30 protein-coding genes are annotated in these 22,812 nt (G+C 70.1%); 24 read left to right on the forward strand and 6 right to left on the reverse strand.

The features are described 5' to 3' along the window. Positions 1-33: 33 nt before the first annotated feature. Positions 34-504: a hypothetical protein gene (locus VR894_RS08635; RefSeq protein WP_324650973.1), complete on the reverse strand. Its 471-nt coding sequence runs from the start codon at positions 502-504 to the stop codon at positions 34-36. Further along, on the reverse strand, positions 483-836 hold the full coding sequence (locus VR894_RS08640) for a hypothetical protein (protein ID WP_324650974.1): 354 nt from the start codon (positions 834-836) through the stop codon (positions 483-485). The genes VR894_RS08635 and VR894_RS08640 overlap by 22 nt, the downstream gene beginning before the upstream one ends. An 84-nt stretch (positions 837-920) precedes the next feature. Between VR894_RS08640 and VR894_RS08645 the strand changes: the two genes are divergently transcribed. Then, the gene (locus tag VR894_RS08645; RefSeq protein WP_324650975.1) at positions 921-2,399 is read left to right on the forward strand and encodes a leucyl aminopeptidase; all 1,479 of its coding nucleotides are present in this window, start codon (positions 921-923) and stop codon (positions 2,397-2,399) included. Positions 2,400-2,480: 81 nt separating this feature from the next. Here VR894_RS08645 and VR894_RS08650 read toward each other — a convergent pair whose 3' ends face one another. Then, the gene (locus VR894_RS08650) at positions 2,481-2,807 is read right to left on the reverse strand and encodes an oxidoreductase (RefSeq protein ID WP_324650976.1); all 327 of its coding nucleotides are present in this window, start codon (positions 2,805-2,807) and stop codon (positions 2,481-2,483) included. A 135-nt stretch (positions 2,808-2,942) separates the two neighbouring features. Here VR894_RS08650 and lpdA point away from each other — a divergent pair, with 135 nt between their 5' ends. After that, positions 2,943-4,331 (forward strand): dihydrolipoyl dehydrogenase, encoded by a 1,389-nt coding sequence (gene lpdA, locus VR894_RS08655; protein ID WP_324650977.1) that lies wholly within the window; start codon positions 2,943-2,945, stop codon positions 4,329-4,331. Positions 4,332-4,357: 26 nt separating this feature from the next. Then, complete coding sequence (gene sucB, locus VR894_RS08660; RefSeq protein ID WP_324650978.1) at positions 4,358-6,247, forward strand: 2-oxoglutarate dehydrogenase, E2 component, dihydrolipoamide succinyltransferase; 1,890 nt, start codon at positions 4,358-4,360, stop codon at positions 6,245-6,247. Positions 6,248-6,319: 72 nt separating this feature from the next. Here sucB and VR894_RS08665 read toward each other — a convergent pair whose 3' ends face one another. After that, positions 6,320-7,744: a protein kinase domain-containing protein gene (locus tag VR894_RS08665; RefSeq protein ID WP_324650979.1), complete on the reverse strand. Its 1,425-nt coding sequence runs from the start codon at positions 7,742-7,744 to the stop codon at positions 6,320-6,322. 146 nt (positions 7,745-7,890) lie between these two features. On the opposite strand from VR894_RS08665, the gene VR894_RS08670 reads away from it, so the two are divergent. The 3 genes from VR894_RS08670 (at position 7,891) to glnA (ending at position 10,582) form a co-directional block, all read left to right on the forward strand. Continuing rightward, positions 7,891-8,616 (forward strand): DUF4191 domain-containing protein, encoded by a 726-nt coding sequence (locus VR894_RS08670; RefSeq protein WP_324650980.1) that lies wholly within the window; start codon positions 7,891-7,893, stop codon positions 8,614-8,616. A gap of 64 nt (positions 8,617-8,680) precedes the next feature. Continuing rightward, entirely contained in the window at positions 8,681-9,016 is a 336-nt protein-coding gene (locus VR894_RS08675; RefSeq protein WP_324650981.1) for an RDD family protein, read from the forward strand. Between the two features lie 141 nt (positions 9,017-9,157). Further along, positions 9,158-10,582 (forward strand): type I glutamate--ammonia ligase, encoded by a 1,425-nt coding sequence (gene glnA, locus VR894_RS08680; protein WP_324650982.1) that lies wholly within the window; start codon positions 9,158-9,160, stop codon positions 10,580-10,582. Between the two features lie 21 nt (positions 10,583-10,603). On the opposite strand, the gene VR894_RS08685 is transcribed toward glnA, so the two are convergent. Both VR894_RS08685 and VR894_RS08690 read right to left on the reverse strand, forming a co-directional pair. Continuing rightward, positions 10,604-11,695 carry a tyrosine-type recombinase/integrase gene (locus tag VR894_RS08685; RefSeq protein ID WP_324650983.1) on the reverse strand — a complete coding sequence of 364 codons (1,092 nt, stop codon included), beginning with the start codon at positions 11,693-11,695 and terminating at the stop codon, positions 10,604-10,606. After that, entirely contained in the window at positions 11,696-12,235 is a 540-nt protein-coding gene (locus VR894_RS08690) for a helix-turn-helix transcriptional regulator (protein ID WP_324650984.1), read from the reverse strand. It abuts the gene before it with no gap. Between the two features lie 103 nt (positions 12,236-12,338). Here VR894_RS08690 and VR894_RS08695 point away from each other — a divergent pair, with 103 nt between their 5' ends. The 18 genes from VR894_RS08695 (at position 12,339) to VR894_RS08780 (ending at position 22,811) form a co-directional block, all read left to right on the forward strand. Next, positions 12,339-12,518, forward strand: a complete 180-nt coding sequence (locus tag VR894_RS08695; RefSeq protein ID WP_324650985.1) for a helix-turn-helix domain-containing protein — start codon at positions 12,339-12,341, stop codon at positions 12,516-12,518. Positions 12,519-12,520: 2 nt separating this feature from the next. Next, a complete protein-coding gene (locus VR894_RS08700) occupies positions 12,521-13,081 on the forward strand; it encodes a DUF6907 domain-containing protein (protein ID WP_324650986.1) in 561 nt (186 codons plus the stop codon). Next, positions 13,078-13,410 carry a hypothetical protein gene (locus tag VR894_RS08705; RefSeq protein WP_324650987.1) on the forward strand — a complete coding sequence of 111 codons (333 nt, stop codon included), beginning with the start codon at positions 13,078-13,080 and terminating at the stop codon, positions 13,408-13,410. Before VR894_RS08700 ends, VR894_RS08705 begins: the two co-directional genes overlap by 4 nt. Further along, positions 13,407-13,598, forward strand: a complete 192-nt coding sequence (locus tag VR894_RS08710; RefSeq protein ID WP_324650988.1) for a hypothetical protein — start codon at positions 13,407-13,409, stop codon at positions 13,596-13,598. The genes VR894_RS08705 and VR894_RS08710 overlap by 4 nt, the downstream gene beginning before the upstream one ends. 181 nt (positions 13,599-13,779) lie before the next feature. Continuing rightward, positions 13,780-14,082: a hypothetical protein gene (locus VR894_RS08715; protein ID WP_324650989.1), complete on the forward strand. Its 303-nt coding sequence runs from the start codon at positions 13,780-13,782 to the stop codon at positions 14,080-14,082. Beyond that, positions 14,079-14,270 carry a hypothetical protein gene (locus VR894_RS08720; protein WP_324650990.1) on the forward strand — a complete coding sequence of 64 codons (192 nt, stop codon included), beginning with the start codon at positions 14,079-14,081 and terminating at the stop codon, positions 14,268-14,270. Before VR894_RS08715 ends, VR894_RS08720 begins: the two co-directional genes overlap by 4 nt. Next, positions 14,258-15,073: a helix-turn-helix domain-containing protein gene (locus tag VR894_RS08725; RefSeq protein WP_324650991.1), complete on the forward strand. Its 816-nt coding sequence runs from the start codon at positions 14,258-14,260 to the stop codon at positions 15,071-15,073. The genes VR894_RS08720 and VR894_RS08725 overlap by 13 nt, the downstream gene beginning before the upstream one ends. Next, on the forward strand, positions 15,070-15,999 hold the full coding sequence (locus VR894_RS08730; protein WP_324650992.1) for a hypothetical protein: 930 nt from the start codon (positions 15,070-15,072) through the stop codon (positions 15,997-15,999). Before VR894_RS08725 ends, VR894_RS08730 begins: the two co-directional genes overlap by 4 nt. Beyond that, positions 15,999-16,289, forward strand: a complete 291-nt coding sequence (locus VR894_RS08735; protein ID WP_324650993.1) for an HNH endonuclease — start codon at positions 15,999-16,001, stop codon at positions 16,287-16,289. Before VR894_RS08730 ends, VR894_RS08735 begins: the two co-directional genes overlap by 1 nt. 147 nt (positions 16,290-16,436) lie before the next feature. After that, entirely contained in the window at positions 16,437-17,792 is a 1,356-nt protein-coding gene (locus VR894_RS08740; RefSeq protein ID WP_324650994.1) for a hypothetical protein, read from the forward strand. A gap of 81 nt (positions 17,793-17,873) precedes the next feature. Beyond that, positions 17,874-18,914: a phage portal protein gene (locus VR894_RS08745; RefSeq protein WP_324650995.1), complete on the forward strand. Its 1,041-nt coding sequence runs from the start codon at positions 17,874-17,876 to the stop codon at positions 18,912-18,914. 8 nt (positions 18,915-18,922) lie between these two features. Further along, positions 18,923-20,443: a hypothetical protein gene (locus tag VR894_RS08750; RefSeq protein ID WP_324650996.1), complete on the forward strand. Its 1,521-nt coding sequence runs from the start codon at positions 18,923-18,925 to the stop codon at positions 20,441-20,443. Positions 20,444-20,498: 55 nt separating this feature from the next. Further along, a complete protein-coding gene (locus VR894_RS08755) occupies positions 20,499-20,801 on the forward strand; it encodes a hypothetical protein (protein WP_324650997.1) in 303 nt (100 codons plus the stop codon). Beyond that, the gene (locus VR894_RS08760) at positions 20,798-21,049 is read left to right on the forward strand and encodes a hypothetical protein (protein WP_324650998.1); all 252 of its coding nucleotides are present in this window, start codon (positions 20,798-20,800) and stop codon (positions 21,047-21,049) included. Before VR894_RS08755 ends, VR894_RS08760 begins: the two co-directional genes overlap by 4 nt. Beyond that, the gene (locus VR894_RS08765) at positions 21,046-21,426 is read left to right on the forward strand and encodes a hypothetical protein (RefSeq protein WP_324650999.1); all 381 of its coding nucleotides are present in this window, start codon (positions 21,046-21,048) and stop codon (positions 21,424-21,426) included. The genes VR894_RS08760 and VR894_RS08765 overlap by 4 nt, the downstream gene beginning before the upstream one ends. A 2-nt stretch (positions 21,427-21,428) precedes the next feature. Beyond that, positions 21,429-21,842, forward strand: coding sequence for a hypothetical protein (locus VR894_RS08770; RefSeq protein WP_324651000.1), 414 nt, complete (start codon positions 21,429-21,431; stop codon positions 21,840-21,842). A 29-nt stretch (positions 21,843-21,871) separates the two neighbouring features. Next, positions 21,872-22,312, forward strand: coding sequence for a hypothetical protein (locus VR894_RS08775; RefSeq protein ID WP_324651001.1), 441 nt, complete (start codon positions 21,872-21,874; stop codon positions 22,310-22,312). Then, a complete protein-coding gene (locus VR894_RS08780; protein ID WP_324651002.1) occupies positions 22,296-22,811 on the forward strand; it encodes a hypothetical protein in 516 nt (171 codons plus the stop codon). Before VR894_RS08775 ends, VR894_RS08780 begins: the two co-directional genes overlap by 17 nt. Position 22,812 lies beyond the last annotated feature (1 nt).

Genomic DNA, 22,812 nt, shown 5'->3' on the forward strand with positions numbered 1-22,812 from the left:
GGCCCCTCTCGGGCCGGGGCCCGGCCGCAGACGTCAGCGCTCGCTCGCGCGGGCCACCCGTCCGGGGCTCGAACGCCACAGCCAGACGAGGCCGAGGACCGGCAGCACGAGCGGGATGTAGCCGTAGCCGCTGCCGAAGCGCGACCACACGGAGTCGCGCGGGAAGAGCTCGGGTGCGGCGAGACTGAGCACACCCACGACGAGGACGCCGACGAGCTCGATGGTGACCGCCGTCCAGGCCAGGCGGCGCATGCGCCGGCCGTTGTGCGCCAGCCCGATCGCGGCGAGGACGTAGACGAGCGCCGCGAAGCCGGACAGCCCGTAGGCGAGCGGTGCCTCGGCGGCGTCGCGGATGAGCTGCACACTTGCGCGGGCCGACGCGGCCAGCGCGAAGACGACGTAGACGGCGACGACGAGCAGGCCCGCACCCCGCGCCGGCGGCCGGTCGTCGGTCGCGGACGCCGTGTGCAACGGCCCGTCGGTCATGCCTGCCACAACTGCCACATCCGCAACTCCATGACGATGATGGTCGTGGCGGCGACCGCCAGGACGATCGAGCTCCACCGGGTGCGCTCGACGAACGCCACGACCGCGGCACCCGGGAGCAGGAGCAGGGCGACGAGCAGGTAGCCCCAGAGGGTGACCGGGTCGGCGACCTCCGCGCCGCCCAGCTGGAGGACGGCGATGGCGAGGCCCTGGACGACGAGCGCGCCCTCGACGACCCCGCCGGCGATGAGCTGCCGGAGGACGACGGCCCGGTCGACGACCGCAAAGACGGTCGCCCAGACGCCCAGCGCGGCACACAGCACCGAGACGAGGACGACGACGGGAAGCACCGCGTCATCCTAACGGCGGCCGCACCGGGCGGACGCCGCGCCCGACCGGGCCAGGGTGCGGCACGGACGGATAGCATCGGTGGCGTGACTGAACTGACGCTGACCACGAAGAACACTGCTCGCATCCCGGCCGACGCCGTCGTCGTCGCCGTCGGACAGCGCGGCGAGGAGGCCGTCCTGGTCCCCGGCGCACCGCTGCCGTCCGCGACCGTCTCGACGCTCCAGAGCCTCCTCCGGCCGCTCGGGGTCTCCGGGAAGGCCGACGAGGTGGTGCGCGTCGCAGCCGGCAAGGAGCTCGCCGCCGACGTCGTCGTGCTCACCGGTGTCGGCCCCGTCGACGACGCCGGTCCCGACCTCGAGGCGCTGCGCCGGGCCGCGGGTGCGGCGACCAGGTCGCTGGCCGGCACCGCCGACGTCGCCCTCGCCCTGCCGGCGGCCACGGCCGCGCAGGTCGGCGCCGTCGCCGAGGGCGCGCTGCTCGGCGCCTACAGCTTCGACCGCTACCGCGCGAGGAACCGCGCACCGGTCGCCCGACTCGAGCTCGTCACCGACATCGCCCGGTCCAAGGAGGCCAAGGCCGCCCACGCCCGGGCCGTCGTCGTCGCCGACGCGGTCGCCGGCGTGCGTGACCTCGTCAACGCCTCCCCGGCGGACCTCTACCCCCAGTCCTTCGCCGAGGAGGCGGCGGCCGCGGCCAAGGGCGCGAAGGTCAAGGTGTCCGTGCTCGACGAGAAGGCCCTGGAGGCCGGTGGCTACGGAGGCCTCACCGGGGTCGGCAAGGGCTCGGCGCGCCCCCCGCGGCTGGTCAAGCTCAGCTACTCGCCGGCACGGGCCAAGGCCCACGTCGGGCTGGTCGGCAAGGGCATCACCTTCGACTCCGGTGGCCTGTCCATCAAGCCCGCCAAGGGCATGGAGACGATGAAGATGGACATGGCGGGTGCCGCCACCGTGCTGCACACCGTGCTGGCCGCTGCCGCCCTCGAGCTGCCGGTCAAGGTGACCGGCTGGCTGGCCCTGGCCGAGAACATGCCGTCCGGCTCGGCGCAGCGTCCCTCCGACGTCATCACCATCCGCGGCGGCAAGACCGTCGAGGTGCTCAACACGGACGCCGAGGGCCGGCTCGTCATGGCCGACGCGCTCGTGGCCGCCGGTGAGGAGAACCCCGACCTCATCATCGACATCGCCACCCTCACCGGTGCGCAGATGGTCGCGCTCGGCTCGCAGGTGGGCGCCGTCATGGGCACCGAGGACGTCCGCGAGGAGGTCGTGACCGCGGCGACGACGTCGGGTGAGCAGTTCTGGCCGATGCCGCTGCCGGCCGAGCTCGCCGAGTCGATGAAGTCGCAGGTCGCCGACATCGCCAACATGGGTGACCGGTTCGGCGGCATGCTCGTCGCCGGCCTGTTCCTCAAGGAGTTCGTCGGCGACACGCCCTGGGCGCACCTCGACATCGCCGGGCCGGCCTTCAATGAGGGCAAGCCGCGCGGCTACACCCCCGAGGGCGGCACGGGCACCGGTCTGCGGACGCTGCTCACCGTCCTCGAGCGCGCCGCCACCCGCTGACCCGCAACAACTCCGCTCTCGGCGACAAGGTGGGCGCGCGCGCTCGCGCGCCGTCCCCTCCTTCGCCGAGAGCGGAGTTGTTTACTTCCGTCGCTGGGCGGCGCTCCAGCGGCGCATGCTCGACGGGTAGCCGGTGAGGTTGACGTCGTACACCGGGATGGACAGGTCGCGGGCCAGCGTCCGCGCCGCCTTCTCGTCCGGTACCCGCCGGCGGGTCCACTCCCCCGTCCGTGCGACGAGCACCATCGTCGTCGGGTCGTTGGGGGTCGGGGGCTCGATGTAGGCCTCGACCCCCTCACGGGTCGCCACGAAGTCCCGGAAGTAGGCGGTGACCTCGGCGCGGCGCTGCGCGGAGGGGATCTCGGGGCTCGACGTGCCCTGGCTCTTGCGTCGGGAGAACAGCCGCATGGCCCCAAGCGTACGGTCCCGCTGTGACGGGCCGGACACCGTGTGCGGTGGTCCCTGCGGTCCGGACGATGACAAGATGGTGCGCAAGCACCGGGGCAGCCTGCCCCGGGTCGATGTGCGCTCGAGGAGAGGTTTGTGACCGACAGCCCTGACAACACCGTCTACGACCTGGTCATCCTGGGAGCCGGGAGCGGGGGCTACGCGGCCGCGCTGCGCGGCGCCCAGCTCGGGTTGTCCATCGCACTGATCGAGGCCGACAAGCTCGGCGGGACGTGCCTGCACCGCGGGTGCATCCCCACCAAGGCCCTCCTCCACAGCGCCGCCGTCGCCGACGAGATCAACCACAGCGCCGCCGTCGGGGTGAACAGCTCCTTCGAGGGCATCGACATGCCGACCGTCAACAAGTACAAGGACGGCGTCGTCGGACGCCTGTACAAGGGCCTCCAGGGCCTGGTCAAGGCCGGCAAGATCGACTACATCACCGGCTGGGGGACGCTCACCGGCACGGACACCGTCGAGGTCGACGGCACCACCTACCGCGGCAAGAACATCGTCCTGGCCTCCGGCTCCTACGCGCGCTCCCTGCCCGGGCTCGAGATCGGCGGGCGGGTCATCACCAGCGAGCAGGCACTGACCCTCGACGAGGTCCCGAAGAGCGCGATCGTGCTCGGCGGCGGCGTGATCGGGGTGGAGTTCGCCTCCGTGTGGAAGTCCTTCGGGGTGGACGTCACCATCATCGAGGCGCTGCCGAACCTCGTCCCGAACGAGGACATCGCCCTGTCCAAGGCGCTCGAGCGCGCCTTCCGCAAGCGCAAGATCGCCTTCGCGACCGGCACCCGGTTCTCCGGCGTCGAGCAGAACGACTCCGGCGTCGTCGTCAGCACCGAGGACGGCAAGACCTACGAGGCCGACCTCCTGCTCGTCGCGGTCGGCCGCGGGCCGGCGACGGCGAACCTCGGCTACGAGGAGCAGGGCGTTCCCATGGAGCGCGGCTTCGTCCTCACCAACGAGCGCCTGCACACCGGCGTGGCGAACATCTACGCCGTCGGCGACATCGTGCCGGGACTGCAGCTCGCGCACCGCGGGTTCCAGCAGGGCGTCTTCGTCGCCGAGGAGATCGCCGGCCTCAACCCGCCGGCGATCGTGGAGTCCGGCATCCCGCGCGTCACGTACTGCGAGCCCGAGGTCGCGTCCGTCGGACTCACCGAGGCCCAGGCCAAGGAGCAGCACGGGGACGACGGCGTCGAGACGGTCGACTTCAACCTCGCCGGCAACGGCAAGAGCCAGATCCTGCAGACCGCCGGCTTCGTCAAGCTCGTCCGGCAGAAGGACGGCCCCATCGTGGGCGTCCACATGATCGGGTCCCGGGTCGGTGAGCTCATCGGTGAGGGGCAGCTCATCGTCAACTGGGAGGCCTACCCCGACGACGTCGCCTCCCTCATCCACGCCCACCCGACGCAGAACGAGGCCCTCGGCGAGGCAGCACTCGCCCTCGCGGGCAAGCCGCTGCACTCCCACAACTGACCCTCGATCGAAGGAGACACCTGGTCATGTCCGACTCCGTGCAGATGCCCGCACTGGGCGAGTCCGTCACCGAGGGAACCGTTACCCGTTGGCTGAAGAGCGAGGGCGACAGCGTCGAGGTCGACGAGCCCTTGCTCGAGGTGTCGACCGACAAGGTCGACACCGAGGTCCCCTCCCCGTTCGCCGGGGTCCTCGAGAAGATCCTCGTCCAGGAGGACGAGACCGTCGAGGTGGGCGCCGAGCTCGCCGTCATCGGCTCCGGTGAGGGCGGTGGCGACACCTCGTCCTCCGAGGAGGAGCAGCCCGCGGAGCAGGAGGAGCCCGCCGAGGAGCAGGCGCCCGAGCCCGCGCAGGAGCAGGAGGAGAAGCCCGCCGAGGAGCAGTCCTCCGAGGAGGAGCCCTCCGAGGAGGAGCCCTCCGAGCAGGAGGTCGCGCAGGAGGCGAAGCAGCAGGCGGGTTCGGGCTCCTCGGACTCCTCGGGCGGACAGGCCGTCCAGATGCCCGCCCTCGGTGAGTCCGTGACCGAGGGAACCGTCACCCGGTGGCTGAAGAGTGAGGGTGACCAGGTGGAGGTCGACGAGCCGCTGCTCGAGGTCTCCACCGACAAGGTCGACACCGAGGTGCCCTCGCCCTACGCGGGCGTGCTGAGCAAGATCCTCGTCCAGGAGGACGAGACGGTCGAGGTCGGCACCGACCTCGCCGTCATCGGCGGCGAGACCGGCGACGACAGCTCCGCCACGACCGACAGCGAGCCCACCCCGTCCGCCGCGGAGGAGACCCCGCAGGACGAGCAGGAGCAGGCCAAGGAGGCCGAGCAGCCCTCCGAGCAGCGGGCCGAGCAGCACCAGGGTGCCGCCCGGTCCGCGGTCCCCTCCGAGGAGGCCGCGCCCGCCCAGGAGGAGCCCACGGAGCAGCCGCAGACCCCGCCCCAGGAGGCCTCGACCACGCCGGCACCGTCGCGCCCGAGCGCGGCGGAGACCGCCAAGACGTCCTACGTGACGCCGATCGTGCGCAAGCTCGCCAAGGAGAAGGGGGTCGACCTCGACTCGCTCCAGGGCACCGGCGTCGGTGGACGCATCCGCAAGGAGGACGTCCTCGAGGCGGCCGAGAAGGCGGCGCAGGCGGCTCAGCAGCCCGCCGCAGCCGAGGCCCCCGCTGCCGCCCCGGCCAAGACGCCGACCATCCCCGAGGTCTCGCCGCTGCGCGGCACCACGGAGAAGATGTCGCGCCTGCGCAAGGTCATCGCCAAGCGGATGAACGAGTCGCTCGACACCTCCGCGCAGCTGACCACGGTGGTGGAGGTCGACGTCACGCGGATCGCCAAGCTCCGCGCGCAGGCGAAGAACAGCTTCCAGGCCCGGGAGGGCGTCAAGCTCACCTACCTGCCGTTCTTCATCAAGGCGGCCGCCGAGGCGCTCAAGGCGCACCCGAAGCTGAACTCCTCGATCGACGGCGACCAGATCGTCTACCACGGTGACGAGAACATCGGCATCGCGGTCGACACCGAGCGCGGGCTGCTCGTCCCGGTCATCAAGGAGGCCGGGGACCTCACCCTCGCCGGCATCGCCAAGCGGGTCGCCGACCTCGCCGCCCGCACCCGGGACAACAAGGTCAAGCCGGACGAGCTGTCCGGGTCGACCTTCACCATCACCAACCTCGGGTCCAACGGTGCGCTGTTCGACACCCCGATCATCAACCAGCCGGAGGTGGCCATCCTCGGGCTCGGTGCCATCGTCAAGCGGCCGGTCGTCGTCCCGGACGCGGACGGCAACGAGACGATCGGCATCCGCTCGATGGTCTACCTGCCCCTCACCTACGACCACCGCGTGGTCGACGGTGCGGACGCCGGCCGGTTCATGACGGCGGTGAAGAAGCGCCTGGAGGAGGGCGCCTTCGAGGCCGAGCTCGGCCTGTAGGACCTCCCCCCGTCGGGGCCCGCACCGGTACCGGTGCGGGCCCCGACGACGTTCTCGGGGACGGCGGCGATGTCACGGGCACGGGCCGCTGTCGACGATCTGCCACGTGCCCGGCACTCCCTCCCGGAGCACGAGCCGCGCACACGCTGCTGGCTGGGCGGGCACGGTCGCGCGCGCGCCGGCGACGACGCGGTCGTGCGCGCCCTGGACCAGGACGACGTCGACGGCCGTGCCGTCGTCCAGCGGCGTGACGGCGTCGATCCGCGCCACCTCGGTGCGCAGCTCCCGCAGCGTGGTGCCCGTGGACTCCAGCCGCTCGAGCAGCGCGACGTCCGCACGGGCCGCCGGGCCACCCGGGACGGTGGTGGCGGCCAGGGCCGTGGCGTCACCCGCCACGAGTGCTCCGTCGCGGCGCGCGAGCAGCTCGACGACGGCCTCGGCGGGCCCGGGCTGCCCGGTGTCCGCGCGCACGTCGGCCCCACCGGCGCGGTCGCCCGGCGCCGGCCACGCGAGGAGCCCGGCGAGCAGTGCCGCCACCCCGATGCTCGCCGCCGTTCCCAGCCACACCGAGGGCACCGGCCGGCCGCGGACGTGGCGGGCGGCCGCCGGGGAGGCCCGCGCCGGTCCGGGTCTCGGGGGTACCCGGGGACGGGTGACGGGCCGTGCGGCACGGCCGGGACCCCGGGGGCGCGTGCCCGGTCGACGGCGGGTGGGGGCGGCGTCGTCGCGCATGCGCGCCTGCGCCAGCACGCCCGCCGGCGGCACGGAGATGGCGCGGCAGGCGCCGAGGGCCGGCGCTCGGCTGGCGACGTCACGGGCCGCGGGCCGGTTCGCCGGATCGACGTCGAGCGCCTCGCCGAGCAGCCGCAGCACGTTCGGCGCGCTGCCGGCGGCCCAGGCAACGAGTCGGGCGAGCGTCCACACGTCACCAGGTGCTCCCGCGGCCCGTCCGCGGCTGCACTCCGGCGGCACGAAGCCCGGCGTGCCCAGGTCGTGCCCGTGGCCCGCGAGGTCGACCAGCACGGGCACGCCGTCGTCCGTGACGACGACGTTCGCCGGCGAGACGTCGCCGTGCACGACGCCCCGCTCGTGCAGGTGCCCGAGCGCACTGCCCACGCCGGTGAGCAGGGCGGCGAGCTCCGGACCCGCGAGCCGCCCGCGGGCGGCGACGACGGTGGCGAGCGTCGGTCCGGGGACCCGGTCGCTGACGACGGCGCACCTGCCGCCCCCCAGGCTCACGACCTGGCGGATGCGCGCCAGGTGCGGGTGGGTGCCGTGCCGCAGGGCAGCCAGCCGGCGCAGCCGCGCGGTACCCGCCTCCCCCGGGGGGAGCGGGAGCACGCTGACGACGACGTCGTGGCCGGCCCGGTCACGTGCCGCCCACACCGCCCCGTTCGCCCCGAAGCCGACCGGGCCGACGATGTCGTGGCCGGTGAGCTCCGGCGGCCCCGCAGGGTCCGTCGCCGTCCCGGGCCGGGTGCGCCGTCGTCGTCCCATGCGCACAGCCAAGTGCATCACGTGCCCACCTGCTGCGGTTGTCCACAGGCTCTGCCGCCCGCGCCACGGGGACCCGGACCTGTGGACGGCCGGATGAGGTGACGCACCGCCCGAGGGCCCGGTGGGGGCCGGTAGGATTGCCGATCATGGCCCTGAAGAGAACCAAGAAGGACGCCGTCGAGGGCGCCGCGCCGAAGCCGAAGAAGAAGCGCTGGTACCACCAGCTGTGGGAAGTCTTCCAGATGACCCGCGAGGCCCAGCCCTCGATCGTCTGGTGGCTCCTCGGCGCGTTCGTCGGGATCCTCGTCGTGGGTCTCGCGATCGGCTTCGCGGTCGGGCACCCGGTGTACGTCACGCTCCTCAGCCTGCCGATCGCGCTCATCGTCGTCATGCTGCTGCTCTCGCGCCGTGCGGAGCGGGCGGCGTACTCGCGGATCGAGGGCACCCCCGGAGCCGCCGGCTCCGCGCTGGGCACCATCCGGCGCGGGTGGAACATCGAGGAGCAGCCCGTCGCGATCGACCCGCGGCACCAGGACGTCGTCTTCCGTGCGGTCGGCCGGCCGGGCGTCGTCCTCATCGGTGAGGGCCCCAGCCACCGCGTCAAGCGGCTGCTCGAGTCCGAGCGCAGGAAGGTGGCCCGCGTCGCCCCGAACGTCACCGTCCACCTCGTGGAGGTCGGCCGCGAGGAGGGCCAGACGCCGCTGCCGAAGCTCGTCAAGAAGATCCAGAAGCTGCGTCCGACGCTGACCAAGGCGGAGGTCGCGGCGGTCTCCAAGCGCCTGCGCGCGCTCCAGTCCTCGCGTCCGCCGATCCCCAAGGGCGTCGACCCGCTGCGTGCCCGCCCGGACCGCAAGGGCATGCGCGGCCGCTGAGCCGGCCGGGTGCTGAGGCGGGGCGCGCCGGCGATAGACTCGAGCAGTGCCTGCGCAAGCGACCATGACCCGTGCACCACTCGGACGCCGGGTCCTCGCCGTTGCCGTCGACTGGGCGATCGCCACGGCGATCTCCTACGGCTTCGTCAACGACCACCCGCTCACGGTGCTCGGTGTCTTCGCCGCGATCACCTGGATCCTGCTCGCCACCCGCGGGGCGACCATCGGTCACACCCTTCTCGGCCTGCGGGTCCGCGCCGTCGACGGCGGCGTCGCGCGCCCGGCGCAGGTGCTCGTCCGCACGGCGAGCCTCTGCCTCGTCATCCCCGCGGTCGTGTGGGGGCTGGACGGACGCGGACTGCACGACGTGTGGGCCGGCACGGACATCGTCCGCCGGTAGTGCCCCGTCGTCGTCGCCCGACGCCCGGCGCGTAACATGCCGGACACATTCGGGTGACCGAGCCGAAACGGAGCGCGGCTAGCGTCGTCGCTGCCGGACCGCGCAGGTCCCCGGACCCCACGCCAGCCAGAGGAGCCGTTCATGTTCAGTAGTGCCGAGGAGGCCATCGCCTTCACCCGCGAGGAGGGCGTCAAGTTCGTCGACGTCCGATTCTGCGACTTGCCGGGCGTGATGCAGCACTTCAACATCCCCGTCGAGTCCTTCGCGGCGGACGCGTTCACCGACGGCCTCATGTTCGACGGCTCCTCGATCCGTGGCTTCCAGGCGATCCACGAGTCCGACATGAAGCTCATCCCGGACGTCAGCAGCGCCTTCGTCGACCCGTACCGCAAGGAGAAGACGCTCGTCGTCAACTTCTCCATCGTCGACCCCTTCACCGACGAGGCGTACTCCCGCGACCCGCGCAACATCGCGGCCAAGGCGGAGGCGTACCTGCGGAGCACCGGCATCGCCGACACCGTGTACTTCGGTGCCGAGGCCGAGTTCTACATCTTCGACGACGTGCGCTTCGCGACGAACCAGCACTCGGGCTTCTACTTCATCAACTCCAACGAGGCCGCGTGGAACACCGGCCGCGAGGAGAACGGCGGCAACCAGGGGTACAAGACCCGGTACAAGGGCGGCTACTTCCCCGTCTCCCCCAACGACCAGATGGCCGACCTGCGCGACGAGATGGTCACCGTCCTCCAGCAGGTGGGGCTGCAGGTGGAGCGCGCCCACCACGAGGTCGGCACGGCCGGTCAGCAGGAGATCAACTACCGCTTCGACACGCTGCGCGCGGCCGCCGACGACGTCATGAAGTTCAAGTACATCATCAAGAACACGGCGTGGGAGCACGGAAAGACGGCGACGTTCATGCCGAAGCCGATCTTCGGTGACAACGGCTCGGGGATGCACTCCCACCAGAGCCTGTGGAAGGACGGCAAGCCGCTGTTCTTCGACGAGCGCGGCTACGGCGGGCTGTCCGACCTCGCCCGCTGGTACATCGGCGGTCTGCTCAAGCACGCGCCGGCCCTGCTGGCGTTCACGAACCCGTCGGTCAACTCCTTCCACCGGCTGGTGCCCGGCTTCGAGGCGCCGGTCAACCTCGTGTACTCGGCGCGCAACCGCTCCGCGTGCATCCGCATCCCGGTGACGGGCACCTCGCCCAAGGCCAAGCGCATCGAGTTCCGTGTGCCGGACCCGTCGGCGAACCCCTACCTCGCCTTCTCCGCCATGCTCATGGCGGGCCTGGACGGCATCAAGAACCGCATCGAGCCGCCGGAGCCGATCGACAAGGACCTCTACGAGCTGCCGCCGGAGGAGCACGCGCAGATCGAGCAGGTGCCGGACTCGCTGCAGGGCGCGCTCCTCGCGCTCGAGGCCGACCACGACTTCCTCACCGAGGGCGACGTGTTCACCCCGGACCTCATCTCGACGTGGATCGAGTACAAGCGCACCCAGGAGATCGACCCGCTGCGGCTGCGCCCGCACCCGCACGAGTTCGAGATGTACTTCGACATCTAGACATCACCGCAGGTCAACGGACTAGGTAGCGGCCTCAGTCCGCACAGAGTCCGCACGAGCAGTCAACGCCGCAGCGATGGCCGCTCGTGCGGACTCGTCCGCGTCAGGGAACATGTGCCCGTAAGTGTTCAGCGTCGTCGTCGCGGACTTGTGCCGCAGGCACGACTGCACCACCTTCACCGACAGGCCAGCATCGATCAGCGTCGAGGCGTAGAAGTGCCTCAAGTCGTGGTGCCGGAAGCCCACGGGCAACCCAGGCACCGACTCACGGACGGCCCGGATAGCCCTCTCAATCGCCCATGGCGACGTCGGGCGCCCGAGCTCGTTCGTCACGACGTGCGTGGCCCTGTCCCCCGCCAAGTCCGTCGCCCGCTCCACGCTCGCTGCGAGCATCAGCGCGAGGTCCTGAGGGATCGGCACAGACGCCGCTGACGCCTTCGTCTTCAACGGCGCGTCCCCGTGCTGCACCGCAGGCGTCACCGTCCCCCGCATGAAGTCGATGTCAGTCACTCGCAGGCCCGCGGCCTCAGACACCCGCAGACCAGCGAAGGCGCCCAGCAGGACGGCCGGCGCCAGGTGTGCGGGCATCGAGTCGTGAAGCGCCCACACCTGCGCCTCAGTGGCCACGTAGGGCCGCTGCTCGCCCTGCTGCGGGGACGTCCGCCTCGAACACGGCGACCGCGGGATGATGCCGTCATGGGCAGCGTCGCCCATCACCTGCGCCAGACGCCGGTACACCGCGTATACATAGGACGGGGCACGCCCGTCGCTCGCGAGCTTCGCTGTCCACGCCTTCACGTGCGAGGGCCTGATTGACGCCAGCGGCATGTCCCCGAACTCCGCCTCGAGCAGCCGCAGATGCACCCGCGCCTGCCGCACCGTCGACGGCCGCTTCCCCTCATAGCCACGCAGCCACGTCTCCGCCCACTCCGAGAACGTCATACGCGCAGTCCGCGGGTCGACGTACCGGCCCGTCACGACGTCAGCGGTGACCTCGTCCAACCACCTCTGCGCATCGATCTTGCGCGAGAAGTGGCGGGCGTGCTCCTTGCCAGCAGCATCCCGGTAGCGGGCACGCCACTTGCCGTTAGGGCGCTTCTGGATTGACGCCATCTACTCGCCGGCCCCCTCGCCGTACTCTTCTTCCTGAGCATCGCGGACGACCGATTCGGCGCTTACCTCGAGCACTTTCCCGATCGTCTCGATCTTGTCGTGTAGGGCGGAGCCAGCTTCCGGATCGAACCACTCGATGCCGCGGTCGACCACGGGAGATATCTCGCGCAACTGGTCACGCAGCAACGACCTTGCGTCGTTGAAGTCGAGGGTGGCGGCAGCCAGGCGCTGCCGGGCTCTCACGAACCGTTGCCACGTGTCGACGAAGTCCTGGATGGCCTTGGCGTCACCCGAGGGCTCCAGCATGACGCTCAAAGCCGTACCGAGTATCACGGAGATCGCCCGCGCCTCGCTGAGCCGAACGCCCCGCTCGCCGTTTTCGATGCGGGAGATCGTTGTCGCGTGGAACTGGTCGTAGCCAGCCTCCCGCAGCCGCTTCGCCAGCTCGGCCTGACTCCACCCTTGACGCTCGCGGAGACGGCGGACGTTCGCTGCGAAGCGCTCATCATCCGACTCCGCGAACTCCAGATCTTCTGCCACGGGCCAACACTCCCACATTTCAGCACTGCCCGCCAACACGATCCGTGTGCTACCGTTCTCGTGTTGGCACGCAAACACGAAACCGACAGTTGGGAGCGAGGCGATGAAGATCTTGACCATCAGGGAGGTCTCGGAGCGCATCCGAGTCCCTGAGGCCACCCTGAGGTGGTGGCGCCACAACGGCAGCGAAGGGCCGAGGTCGTTCAAGCTCGGCCGGCGCGTCGTCTACTCCGAGGACGACGTCGAGAACTGGCTTCAGCGCCAGTACGAGCGGGCGGTTTGACCATGACCGCCCACAGGATCGTCACGTTCGAGCGTGGCAACGGCTACGCGGCCGCGTGCGAGCACCCCGACTGCGGGGCCGTCACCTTCGGCGGCTTCCCGTCTAAGGCGGACGCCCGCAACACGCTGCGCGGCCATGAGAACGCCCCCGGAATCCGCGGCAACGGACCCGAGGGCAACGACCACAACCCCAACCCTCAAGAAGGAGCAGAAGTCATGTCCACCCTATCGCAGACCGCCCACACGCCCACCGCGCCGCCCTGGGCCGCCGGAGCCGACATCCACGACGAGGGTACGCCCGACGTGTGGCGGTGCCATTGGACGCTCTCCGTCCCTGTGCACGGCGTGCGCACCTACGAGCACACGGAAGAGCGGATCGCCTACGTGCTCGCCGAGCAGACCGACGCGGACGAGGACCCGCTTCACCGCGGTCCGTTCGTCGTCCTGGAGATCGACACCGACTCCGCGAACCGGGCGCTGCTCACCCCGTCCGTCGCCCGGAAGCTCGCCACCCGGCTCCTCGAACACGCCGAACTGATCGACGGACAGGAGAAGGGTCGATGAGCGCGCAGATCCAGTGCCCCTCCTGGTGCGAAGACTGCTGGGAGATCACCCCTTACGTGACCAAGCACATGCGGAAGTTCGAGATCACCAAGACCTGGCACCCGCTGCTTGAGCGATGGGACACCACGAACCTGACGCTCGAGTCCCACACCGGACCCGGGGCCGGCGACGACGACCGGGAGCCGGCGATCTACTTCAACATGCAGAACGCTGGCCCGGACAAAGCACGCAGAGTCGTTGCCGCGATCGAGTCCGCCCTCGAGCTCATCGAGCAGGATCTCATCGAGCAGGAGAAGCAGGCGCTCATCGAGCAGGAGGGCGCCCGATGAACCGCTCCACGATCGCGCTGTGGGTCCTCGGCGGGCTCATGCTCGTCGCCGGTTTCGTGTTCAACAACGGCGCCACGAACCTCGAGGCCGCGTCCCTCGTCCAAGGCCAGCTCGGCTCCAACCTCATCGTCGGCAGCCTCATCGTCTGGGCACTCGCACTCCACTCACACGCAGGAGGCCACCGATGACACGTCCCTACGCCTTCATAGGCCGTCCGCAGCACATCCGCACGCTCGACGGGAAGTACTGCCGCGTAGACGGCGGCACCATCTCCCCCAGCCGCTGCCCCCGCTGCGCAGACGACCACGAACGGGCCTACGAAGTCGCCCTGCTCAAGCTAGACCGTCAAGCGAACCGGGGACGGTGACCATGGCAACGACCAAGGACCTCGGCACCGTCCAAGAGAACGCCGACGACTGGTGGCGTGACAGCGCCGAACGCGCCCTCCGCTGGTGGGCACAGTCAGGTCAGCCGTTCGACGCCTTCGACATCACCGAGCTCGGCGTCCCCGACCCCGACCACCCCGCACGCTGGGGCGCCCTCTTCCGAGCCGCCTACACGTCAGGACTCATCCAGCCCATCGGCTACCACCAGTCCCGCAGGCCAACCCGCTCAGGCGGCGTCTGCCGCGTCTGGCAGGGCATCCCAGCCCCCGAGGAGGCCGCGGCGTGAACCGAGCGGAGAGGCGGCTGCTGTCACGAGCGCGGAAACAGTGGCTCGCGGCAGTAGCCGCCGACCCGCGACTCGGACACGACGAACTCCTAGTCGCCCAATGGATCGCAGAGCACGCCGACGACGACGGCGCGGTCCACATCGACCTCGACGAGATCAGCAAGGCGGTCACCTCATGGCCACGATGACAAAGCTGGGTTGGCAGAAGGCTCTACGCGGCGCCGACCTGACGCCCACCGAGTACATGGTGCTCTCAACCCTGGCGACCTACACCGACAGGCACATGCAGAACGCGCACCCGGGCTGGACGCGACTCGTCGCCGACACGCACCTCGATCTTCGCACCATCAAGAGAGCCGCCACGTCACTGATCGACAAGGGCTATCTGATTCTCGTCGAGGCCGGCGGCAACCAGGTGCGGAAGGGAGCGGCGAACGTCTACGCCGTCACCCTTCCCAAGGGGGACATCCAGTGGCCCCCTTCCGGCGGCCTGGACAGTGACGGCTCAGTGAGCACTCACGGAGGACTCACCGAATACGAGGTCGAAGGGGTACATCCCATGCACCCAAGGGGTACATCCGGTGCAGCCGAAGGGGTACACCCAGTGCCCCCCCATCAGGTCCTTACATCAGGTCCTTCATCATCTTCTACTTCGGTCACGGCTTACGCCGCGACCGCGACACCCATCGGACTACCCAACTCCTGGCACCCCACTCACAGCCACCTCGTCCAGGCAGAGAACCTCGGCGTCGACCTGTCCGACGCGACCGACGAGTTCACACTCCAGATGGCACACGAAAAACGCAAGGACTGGAACAGGACCTTCAGCGAGTACCTCAAGGCCTGCGAGATCGGCACCCAGTACGACTCCTTCCCCATCGGCCTCCTCGACGACGAGAGCACCGGGTACAGCTGCACCCAGTGCGGCAACAGCCTCCCGACGACCTTCCGCTGCCGAGTCTGCGACATCCAGTTCAAGGAGCCCGAATGAGCCGCCGACACAGCACCCGGACCCTTGACGAACTGATCGAGGACTACACCAGCCCCCAGCCCCTCACGGCCGAAGAGGCCCGACAGCAGCTCCTCACCTGGGGCGACGAGCTCGCCCACGCCACCCTCGACGTCTGCAACATGGTGTTCCGCATCGTCGGCGCCAAGTACTACGCCGCCCACCACGACGTATCCCTACGCGCCGACCTCGAGGACTGGCTCATCGTCCGCGCCGTCGAACTCGCCCAAACCTGGGCACCTTCCGATCCCGTCCCAGCCGACGACCTCACCCGACGGTGGCGCACCTGGCTCACCGTCTCCCTCAAGGACCAAGCCCGCTTCCACTTCCGAGACATGGTGGGCAAGTCCGAGGAGGCCCAGGCCGCCCATCACGGTCAGCAGTCCCTCGAGCGCCTCACCGAGGACAACGGCGACGACTGGCTACCTGTACGGCTACACGGCCACGACCTCTTCACCGGGGACCCCGAGCATGTCTACTTCCGCATGCTCCACCTCACCGAGCAGCTCGACAGGGCCGAACGCCACATCGCCGAACACGGCGGACCCAGCTACACCACCGAGTCCATCTACTGCATCGAACCCGGGTGCATGACCCACGCCGCCACCGGCAAGCGCGGCTACTGCGACCGCCACTACCGCCAGCACATGAAGCACTGGGGCCGAGCCGACGGTGCCGCCACATGCAGCGAGGACGACTGCCCCCTCGTCGCCTACTCCCGCGGCTGGTGCAAGCAGCACTACGACCGGGCACGCCGAGAGGGCATCGCCGCCGGCACGTGGCAGGCACGGGCCTACGCACACGCAACAGGCTGCCAGGTGCCCGACTGTGGCGCCCCAGTCAAGGCCCGGTCACTGTGCGAGAAGCACTACCGCGCAACCCGCCGAGCAGAGCGGAAGGCGAGCTGATGGGTAAGCGATGGGCCGGCACCACTGTCCGTGCCGCACGCGCCCACTGGAGCGCCCGCCTGCCCTTGCCCTGCTACCGCTGCGGCAAGCCCGTCCTGCCCGAACACAACTGGCACGTCGAACACATCATCGACCGCGCCATGGGAGGAGACCACGGCGTAGCGAACCAGTGGGTATCTCACGCTCGCTGCAATACCAGCGCAGGCGGCAAGACCGGAGCCGCGATCACCAACAGCAGACGCGAGCCCGTCGCCACCCGCCGCCTCGAAGAACGGAGATTGAAATGGTGACCCGACCGTTTTTGAATCGCTGGGACAGTCCGCGCTCGTCGTCCCCTCTCTTTCTCCCCCTCCGTGGCGGTTGCCGTGGCTGAGCCGACGCACCTGTCCCCGACACCCGCTGAAGTGGACCTTGAGGCTGCTCGCGTTGGCTCGCGCATGATCGGCTTCGACCTGCTTCCGCAGGGTGAGGTCCTGGCGGGGGTGCTTGAAGCGCGGGACGTGGATGGCATGCCGATGTACCCGACGGTGGCCGGCCTGGTCCCGCGGCGTGCCGCGAAGACTACGACGATCTGGGCCACGCTCATCGGCAGGTGTGCGACGATCCCGGACTACCGGGTGGTCACGACAGCGCAGGATGGCACGCGGGCGCGGCGGAAGTTCCGGGAGATGGCGCGCGTCTTGGAGGGCCGTGGCTTCGAGGATGGGACGGGGAACATCCGGTGGGCCAATGGCGACGAGGCGCTGGAGTTCTCCAACGGGTCGCTGCTGTGGGTGGTGCCGCCGCGTGCGGATGCGTTCCGGCAGGAGGCCGCGGACGCGATGCTGTTCGACGAGGCGGGCGAGCTCGACCCGGTGAAGTCGGAGGACCTCCTGGCTGGCGCGCTGCCGTTGCTGGACACCCGTCCGCTGGGGCAGGCGATCATCGTGGGCACGCCGGCGAAGACCCGGGCGGGTCTGCTGTGGGACACGCTCGAGGAGGGCAGGGCAGGGGAGCCGGGCACGGGCATCGTGGAGTACGCGATCCGTGACGATGAGGAGAGCGTGCTGTACCCCGATGGTCCGGACGGACCGGCGGTGCTGAACGAGGACGTCTTGCGGCGGGTGCACCCGGGGATCGGGACGCTGACGACGATGGCGAAGATGCAGCAGCGGTTCCGGAAGATGGACCTGCCGACGTTCGAACGGGAGTACCTGTGCCGGTTCCCCTTCGATGCGTCGTCCTCGGCGATCGACATGGAGGCGTGGGCCGCCGGCGAGGTCCCGGAGGTGCCGCGCCCGGAGCGGTTCGCCCTCGCGTTCGACTGTGCCCCGGATGGGTCCTCGGCGGCCGTTCTCGCGGCGTGGCGTGATGGTGAGGGCCTGGCATACGTCGGGGTCCTGGAGCATCGACAGGGCGTGTCGTGGCTGGCGCGGTTCGTGCACCGGCTGGCCCGCACGTACAGGGTGCCGGTGAGGTACGACAGCATCGGCGCGAACCACGGGCCGGCGGAGGAGATCGCCCGACTGCGCGGTGTGAAGCTGGTGCCGGGAACCGCCAAGGAGGCGCAGGCCGCGGCCCAGCGCATCGTCTCGGCACTCGCCGACGGGGAACTGCGGCACTTCGGTCAGGGCTCGCTCACGTCGGCTGCTGAGGGCGCGGCGTGGCGGCAGGGCGAGGGCGGTCGGTACTTCGCCCGCAAGGCGTCGGCGAACGACATCTCCCCGCTGGTGGCCGCGTCCCTGGCGCTGTGGGAGTTCGACTCCACGCCGGAGCGCCGGCCGCTGGCGATCCGTTCCTCCCTGGCGTCGTGACACACCCCGGGTCCTCGCATAGATATGCACTACGCGGTATGATTATGCAGTGGTGAGGGTGGTCAATCCGTAGGAGGGCGCATGGCTCTGTGGGACGCATTCCGGTTCGCCCGTGACGTCGCCCGCACCCACGCGCCCTCCTCCGATCCTGTCACCACGATCGCCTCACCGTGGCAGACCACCCAGCTGACGAAGATCGCGTTCTCCGACATCTTCGGCGGTGACGTCAAGACGGTGACCCGCGCCGAGGCGATGAAGGTCCCGGCCGTGGCCAAGGGCCGCGCCCTCATCTGCGGGACCCTGTCGCGGCAGCCGCTGGCCAAGTTCCGCGGTGACGCCATGGTCGACCCCGACGTGTGGATGTACCGCACCGACACCGCGGTCTCCCCGCGGACCCGGATGCTGTGGACGCTGGACGACCTGATCTTCAAGGGCTCCTCCCTGTGGGCTGTGCAGCGCGGCACCCGCGACCGCATCCTCGACGCGGCACGTGTCCCCCCTGAGTGGTGGGAGGTAGACCCGGACCTGCGCATCCTCGTCAACGGCAAGCCCGTGTCCTCGGAGGAAGTCATCCTCATCGAGGGACCGCAGGACGGGCTCCTGGAGATCGGCGCCGACGACATCCGTGCGGCGCGGAACATGTCGCGGGCGTGGTCCCAGCGCGTGGAGACACCTATCCCGATGCTCGAGCTGCACATCACCGACCCGAACGCGAACCTCACCGACGACGAGCAGGACGCCCTCGTCGCGCAGTGGGAGGAGGCCCGCAAGCGTGGCGGCACCGCGCTGACGCCGGCCGAGATCGAGGCCAAGGTCCTCGGCGACGTGAAGACCGACCTGTACGTCGAGGGCCGCAACGCCTCGCGTCTGGACTTCGCCAACTTCCTCAACCTGCCCGCCGCGCTCCTCGAGGGGTCGACGGCGACCGCGTCGCTGACGTACTCCACCAAGGAGACCAGCCGCAACGAGCTCGTCGACCTGTCCCTGGCGTTCTGGGCGACCCCGGTGGAGGCGCGCCTGTCCATGGATGACGTCGTGCCCGCGGGCACCCGTACCGCGTTCGACGTCGAGTACCTGTCCACCCCGACCCAGCCGGTCCAGGGTCCGGCACACGAGGACTAGGAGCCACGATGAGCACCACGACCATGAAGGCGGCAGGCACGCTGCTGACCGCCTCGGTGGAGGACCGCACGCTGACCTACCGGCTGCTGCCCTACGGGGAGACCGGCCGGACGAACATGGGCCGCCTGACCGCGTCGAAGGGCGCCGTGAAGGTCCCCGACGACCCGTCCGCCCTGACGCTGAACCTCGAGCACGACCGCACCCGGCCCGTGGGCAAGGGCGTGGCCATCAGCGAGACCGACACGGGCCTGGAGGCCACGTTCCGCGTGGCCCGCACCCGGGCCGGGGACGACCTCCTGGAGGAGGCAGCCGAGGGCCTGCGAGCCGGTGTCTCGGTGGAGGTCGACGACATCGTCACCCGCTCCGGCCAGCTCATGGCCGGCGTCCTGTCCGGTGCCGCCGCCGTGGTGGCGCCCGCGTTCCCCTCCGCCCAGCTCGTGGCCGCCGACGTCGGGGAACTCCCCGAGGCCGCCACGGACGCGGTGAAGGACGCACTACAGACCGCCCTCGACGTGATCGAGGACAACACCGAGGGCGACGAGCCCGAGACCCAGGAGGAGGCCACCATGGCCGACAGCACCGCGACCGCAACGGCCCCCGTCGGGGGACTCGCCGCGTCCCGCACCGAGACCAAGGTCCAGCACCCGAACGAGCTGTTCCGGATGCTCGCCACCGCGCACCGGGAGGGTGGGGAGCGCCGCATGCTCGCCGCGCTCTCCGACATCGTCCCGGCCAACACCCCCGGCACCGAGGTCCCGCAGTACGTCGGGGAGCTGTGGAACGGCCGCGCCTACCAGCGCAAGATCATCCCGCTGTTCAACCACGCCGACCTCACCTCCTACAAGGTGAAGGGCTGGCGCTGGGTCAACAAGCCCGAGGTCGCGCCCTACGCCGGCAACAAGACCGACGTGCCCTCCAACCCGGTCTCCACCGAGCAGGTGGACATCGACGCCGAGCGCATCGCAGGCGCGCACGACATCGACCGCAAGTACCGGGACTTCAACGACGAGGCGTTCTTCTCCGCCTACTTCGCCGCGATGACCGAGTCCTACGCCAAGGTCTCCGACGCCCAGGTCCTCGCCGACATCCTCGCCGCGGCCACCCCGGTGACCCGCGGCACCGTTCCCACCGACGTGTCGCCCGGCATGACGTCCATCGTCGACGGCGCCCTCGCGGTCCTCACCGCCACCGACACCGTCCCGTCCTTCGCGGTCGTCGCCGCCGACATCTGGCGCGAGGTCATGCTCACCCGCAACGAGGACACCCTGGCCTACCTCAACGCGGCCCTGGGCCTGGACGAGGGCACCGTGTCCACGTTCCGGGTGGTCCCCTCCGCGGCCCTCACCGCCGGCAGCACCCTCGTCGGAGCCAAGGACAGCGTCACCGTCCACGAGCTCGGCGGCGGCGCACCCATCCGCGTCGAGGCCCAGGACATCGCCAAGGGCGGCATCGACGAGGGCGTCTTCGGCTACTACGCCGTCAACGTCCACGACGCCGAGGGCCTGGCCCTCGTCACGGCCGGGGTCTGACCCTCACGACAGCGACGGGAGGAGGTGAGCAGCCATGGCCCTTGGGTGGCTGACAGTGACCGAATTGCAGGCGTACTGGCCTGACGCGCCGTACCTCGAGGACTACGACGTCGAGGGGCTGCTCACCTCCGCCCGCGTCCAGTGCGAGGAGTACGCGCCCGCGCTGGACGAGGCCGCTGTGGTGCCGGAGAACTGGCGTCTGGCCCAGGCCATGCAGGCACGCGCCCTGTACCGCTCGGCGCTCGCAGGCGACAACAACCAGATCGGCGCCGAGGGCTTCACCGTCACCGTGTTTCCGATGGACTGGGTTGTCCGAAATCTCCTACGCCCCAAGAAGGGACGGCTGAGCGTCCGATGAGCCCCAGGCGCAAGACCACCGACCAGAGCCCGCTGGACGGCCCCCAGGAGACCCCTGAGCCGTTTGACGCCCGTAAGGTCGCCCAGCGGCAGATCAAGGCCCACGTGGGCACCAAGCACGTCAGCGATGCTCGGCTCCAGCTTGCGACCGACCGGCACACTGCCGTCGTCGCCGCGGCAGGGCAGAAGGTGCCGCTGGACTGGTACACCCGCCAGTACCTCGCCCCGACCTGGGGCGTGGCCAGATGAGTGCACGCACCCGCCTCGTCGCCGACCTCAAGGCGAACCTGCCCGCCGGCTACCGGGTCACCGGATCGGCGCTCATGCCGTCGGGTATCACGCGCCCCACCGTCGCGGTGTGGCAGCAGTCCATCCAGCGGCGCGAGGAGTTCGGCCCCACCCGCGTCGCGGTCGGCCTGGAGGTGTGGCTCCTCGTCGGCCCCCAGGACCCCGAGCGTGCCGACGACGAGCTCGACGACGCCCTCGAAGACGTCCTCGCCGCACTACAGCCCGTCACCTGGGTGCAGTGGACCGAAGCCAGCCGCGGCGTACTCGGTGACGCCTTCCACGGCTACAACATCCAGGTCACCGCGGTGGCCACCATCTCTGAACCCGAAGGAGCCTGACCATGGCTGTCATCGACCTGACCACCCCGTACTCCCTCAAGAACGCGACCCTGTCCATCGAGGCCGACGAGTACACCGCGGCCATCAGCCAGGTGCAGTTCACGCCCTCCACGTCCACGGCCACGTGGCGCGGCATCGGCGGCAACGTCGTCAAGGACCAGTCCAAGGCCGAGTGGTCCTGCACCCTCGCCTTCGCCCAGGACCTCGCCCCCACCGGCCTCCTGCGCTACCTCCTGGACCACGACGGGGAGAAGAAGGAAGTCGTCTTCACCCCCGTCGCCGCCGGCCCCACGGTCACCGCCACCTTGGTCATGTCCCCGGGTGACATCGGTGGCACGGCCGGCGCGGACCTGGCCACCTCCAGCGTGAGCCTTGCCGTCGACGGACGCCCCTCGTTCGCCGACCCCACGCCCTGACCCACTGAGCAGACCGAGGGGAGGCGACGGTGAGCGTCGTCGGACTACAGCCCATCACGTTGAAGGACGCGACGCTGACCGTCGCCGAGGACGACTACAGCCAGGCGATCTCGCAGGTCATCTTCACCCCCCAGGTCCGCTGGTCCTGGGTGGACGAGCTGTGCCAGTCACCAACCCCGATGTTCGAAGGCGTGGCCTGGACCGTGACCATCGGCTTCGCTCAGGACCTCACCACCCCCGACAGCCTGACCCTGTACCTGCTCGAGCACGCCGCCCAGACCCGCACCATCACATTCGTGCCCAACAAGAACGACGGCACGAGGGCAGTGCAGGCCGAGGTCATGGTCCTCCCCGCCCAGATCGGCGGCGTACCCAACCAGCACCTCACCGCCATCGTCACACTCCCGTGCTTCGAGGAGCCCATCGTGGGCGACTGGAAGGAGGTGGGAGGCGATGCTGTCAGTGGGTGACGGTCGCAAGCTCCAGGCCGCCGTCCTCGCGATGAAGGCCGCGGACAGGGACCTGCGCAAGGACATCAACCAGGCCACCCGACAGACGATGAACCCCGTCTGGAAGTCCCTAGTCCAGGCCAACCTCGGCGGCACCAGCATCATGTCCGAACGGGTCCTCAACAAGGGCGTGCGCATCGCTGGTGGCAACCCGCCCCGTGCGCACGCCGCCAACTCCAAGCGTGGCGTGGGAGACGGCAAGCGCATCATCCCAGCAGTCGATTACGCCGGCTGGGAGTTCGGCGCCGACCGCAACGCCTACTCCAGGTATGAGCGCAAGAACCGCACCCGCACCGGCTACCACGTCGTGGAGCGGCGCACCATGCGCCACCTGCCGCCACGCACCCGCAAGGGCCGCACCGTCTACCCGGCGTTCGCCGAGATCGGCCCCCGCATGGTCTCCCTGTGGGTGCAGATGATCGTCCGCAAGTACCACGAGGCCGCCGAGAAGGGAGCCTGAG

Source organism: Georgenia sp. H159 (assembly GCF_035607575.1).
GTDB lineage: Bacteria > Actinomycetota > Actinomycetes > Actinomycetales > Actinomycetaceae > Oceanitalea.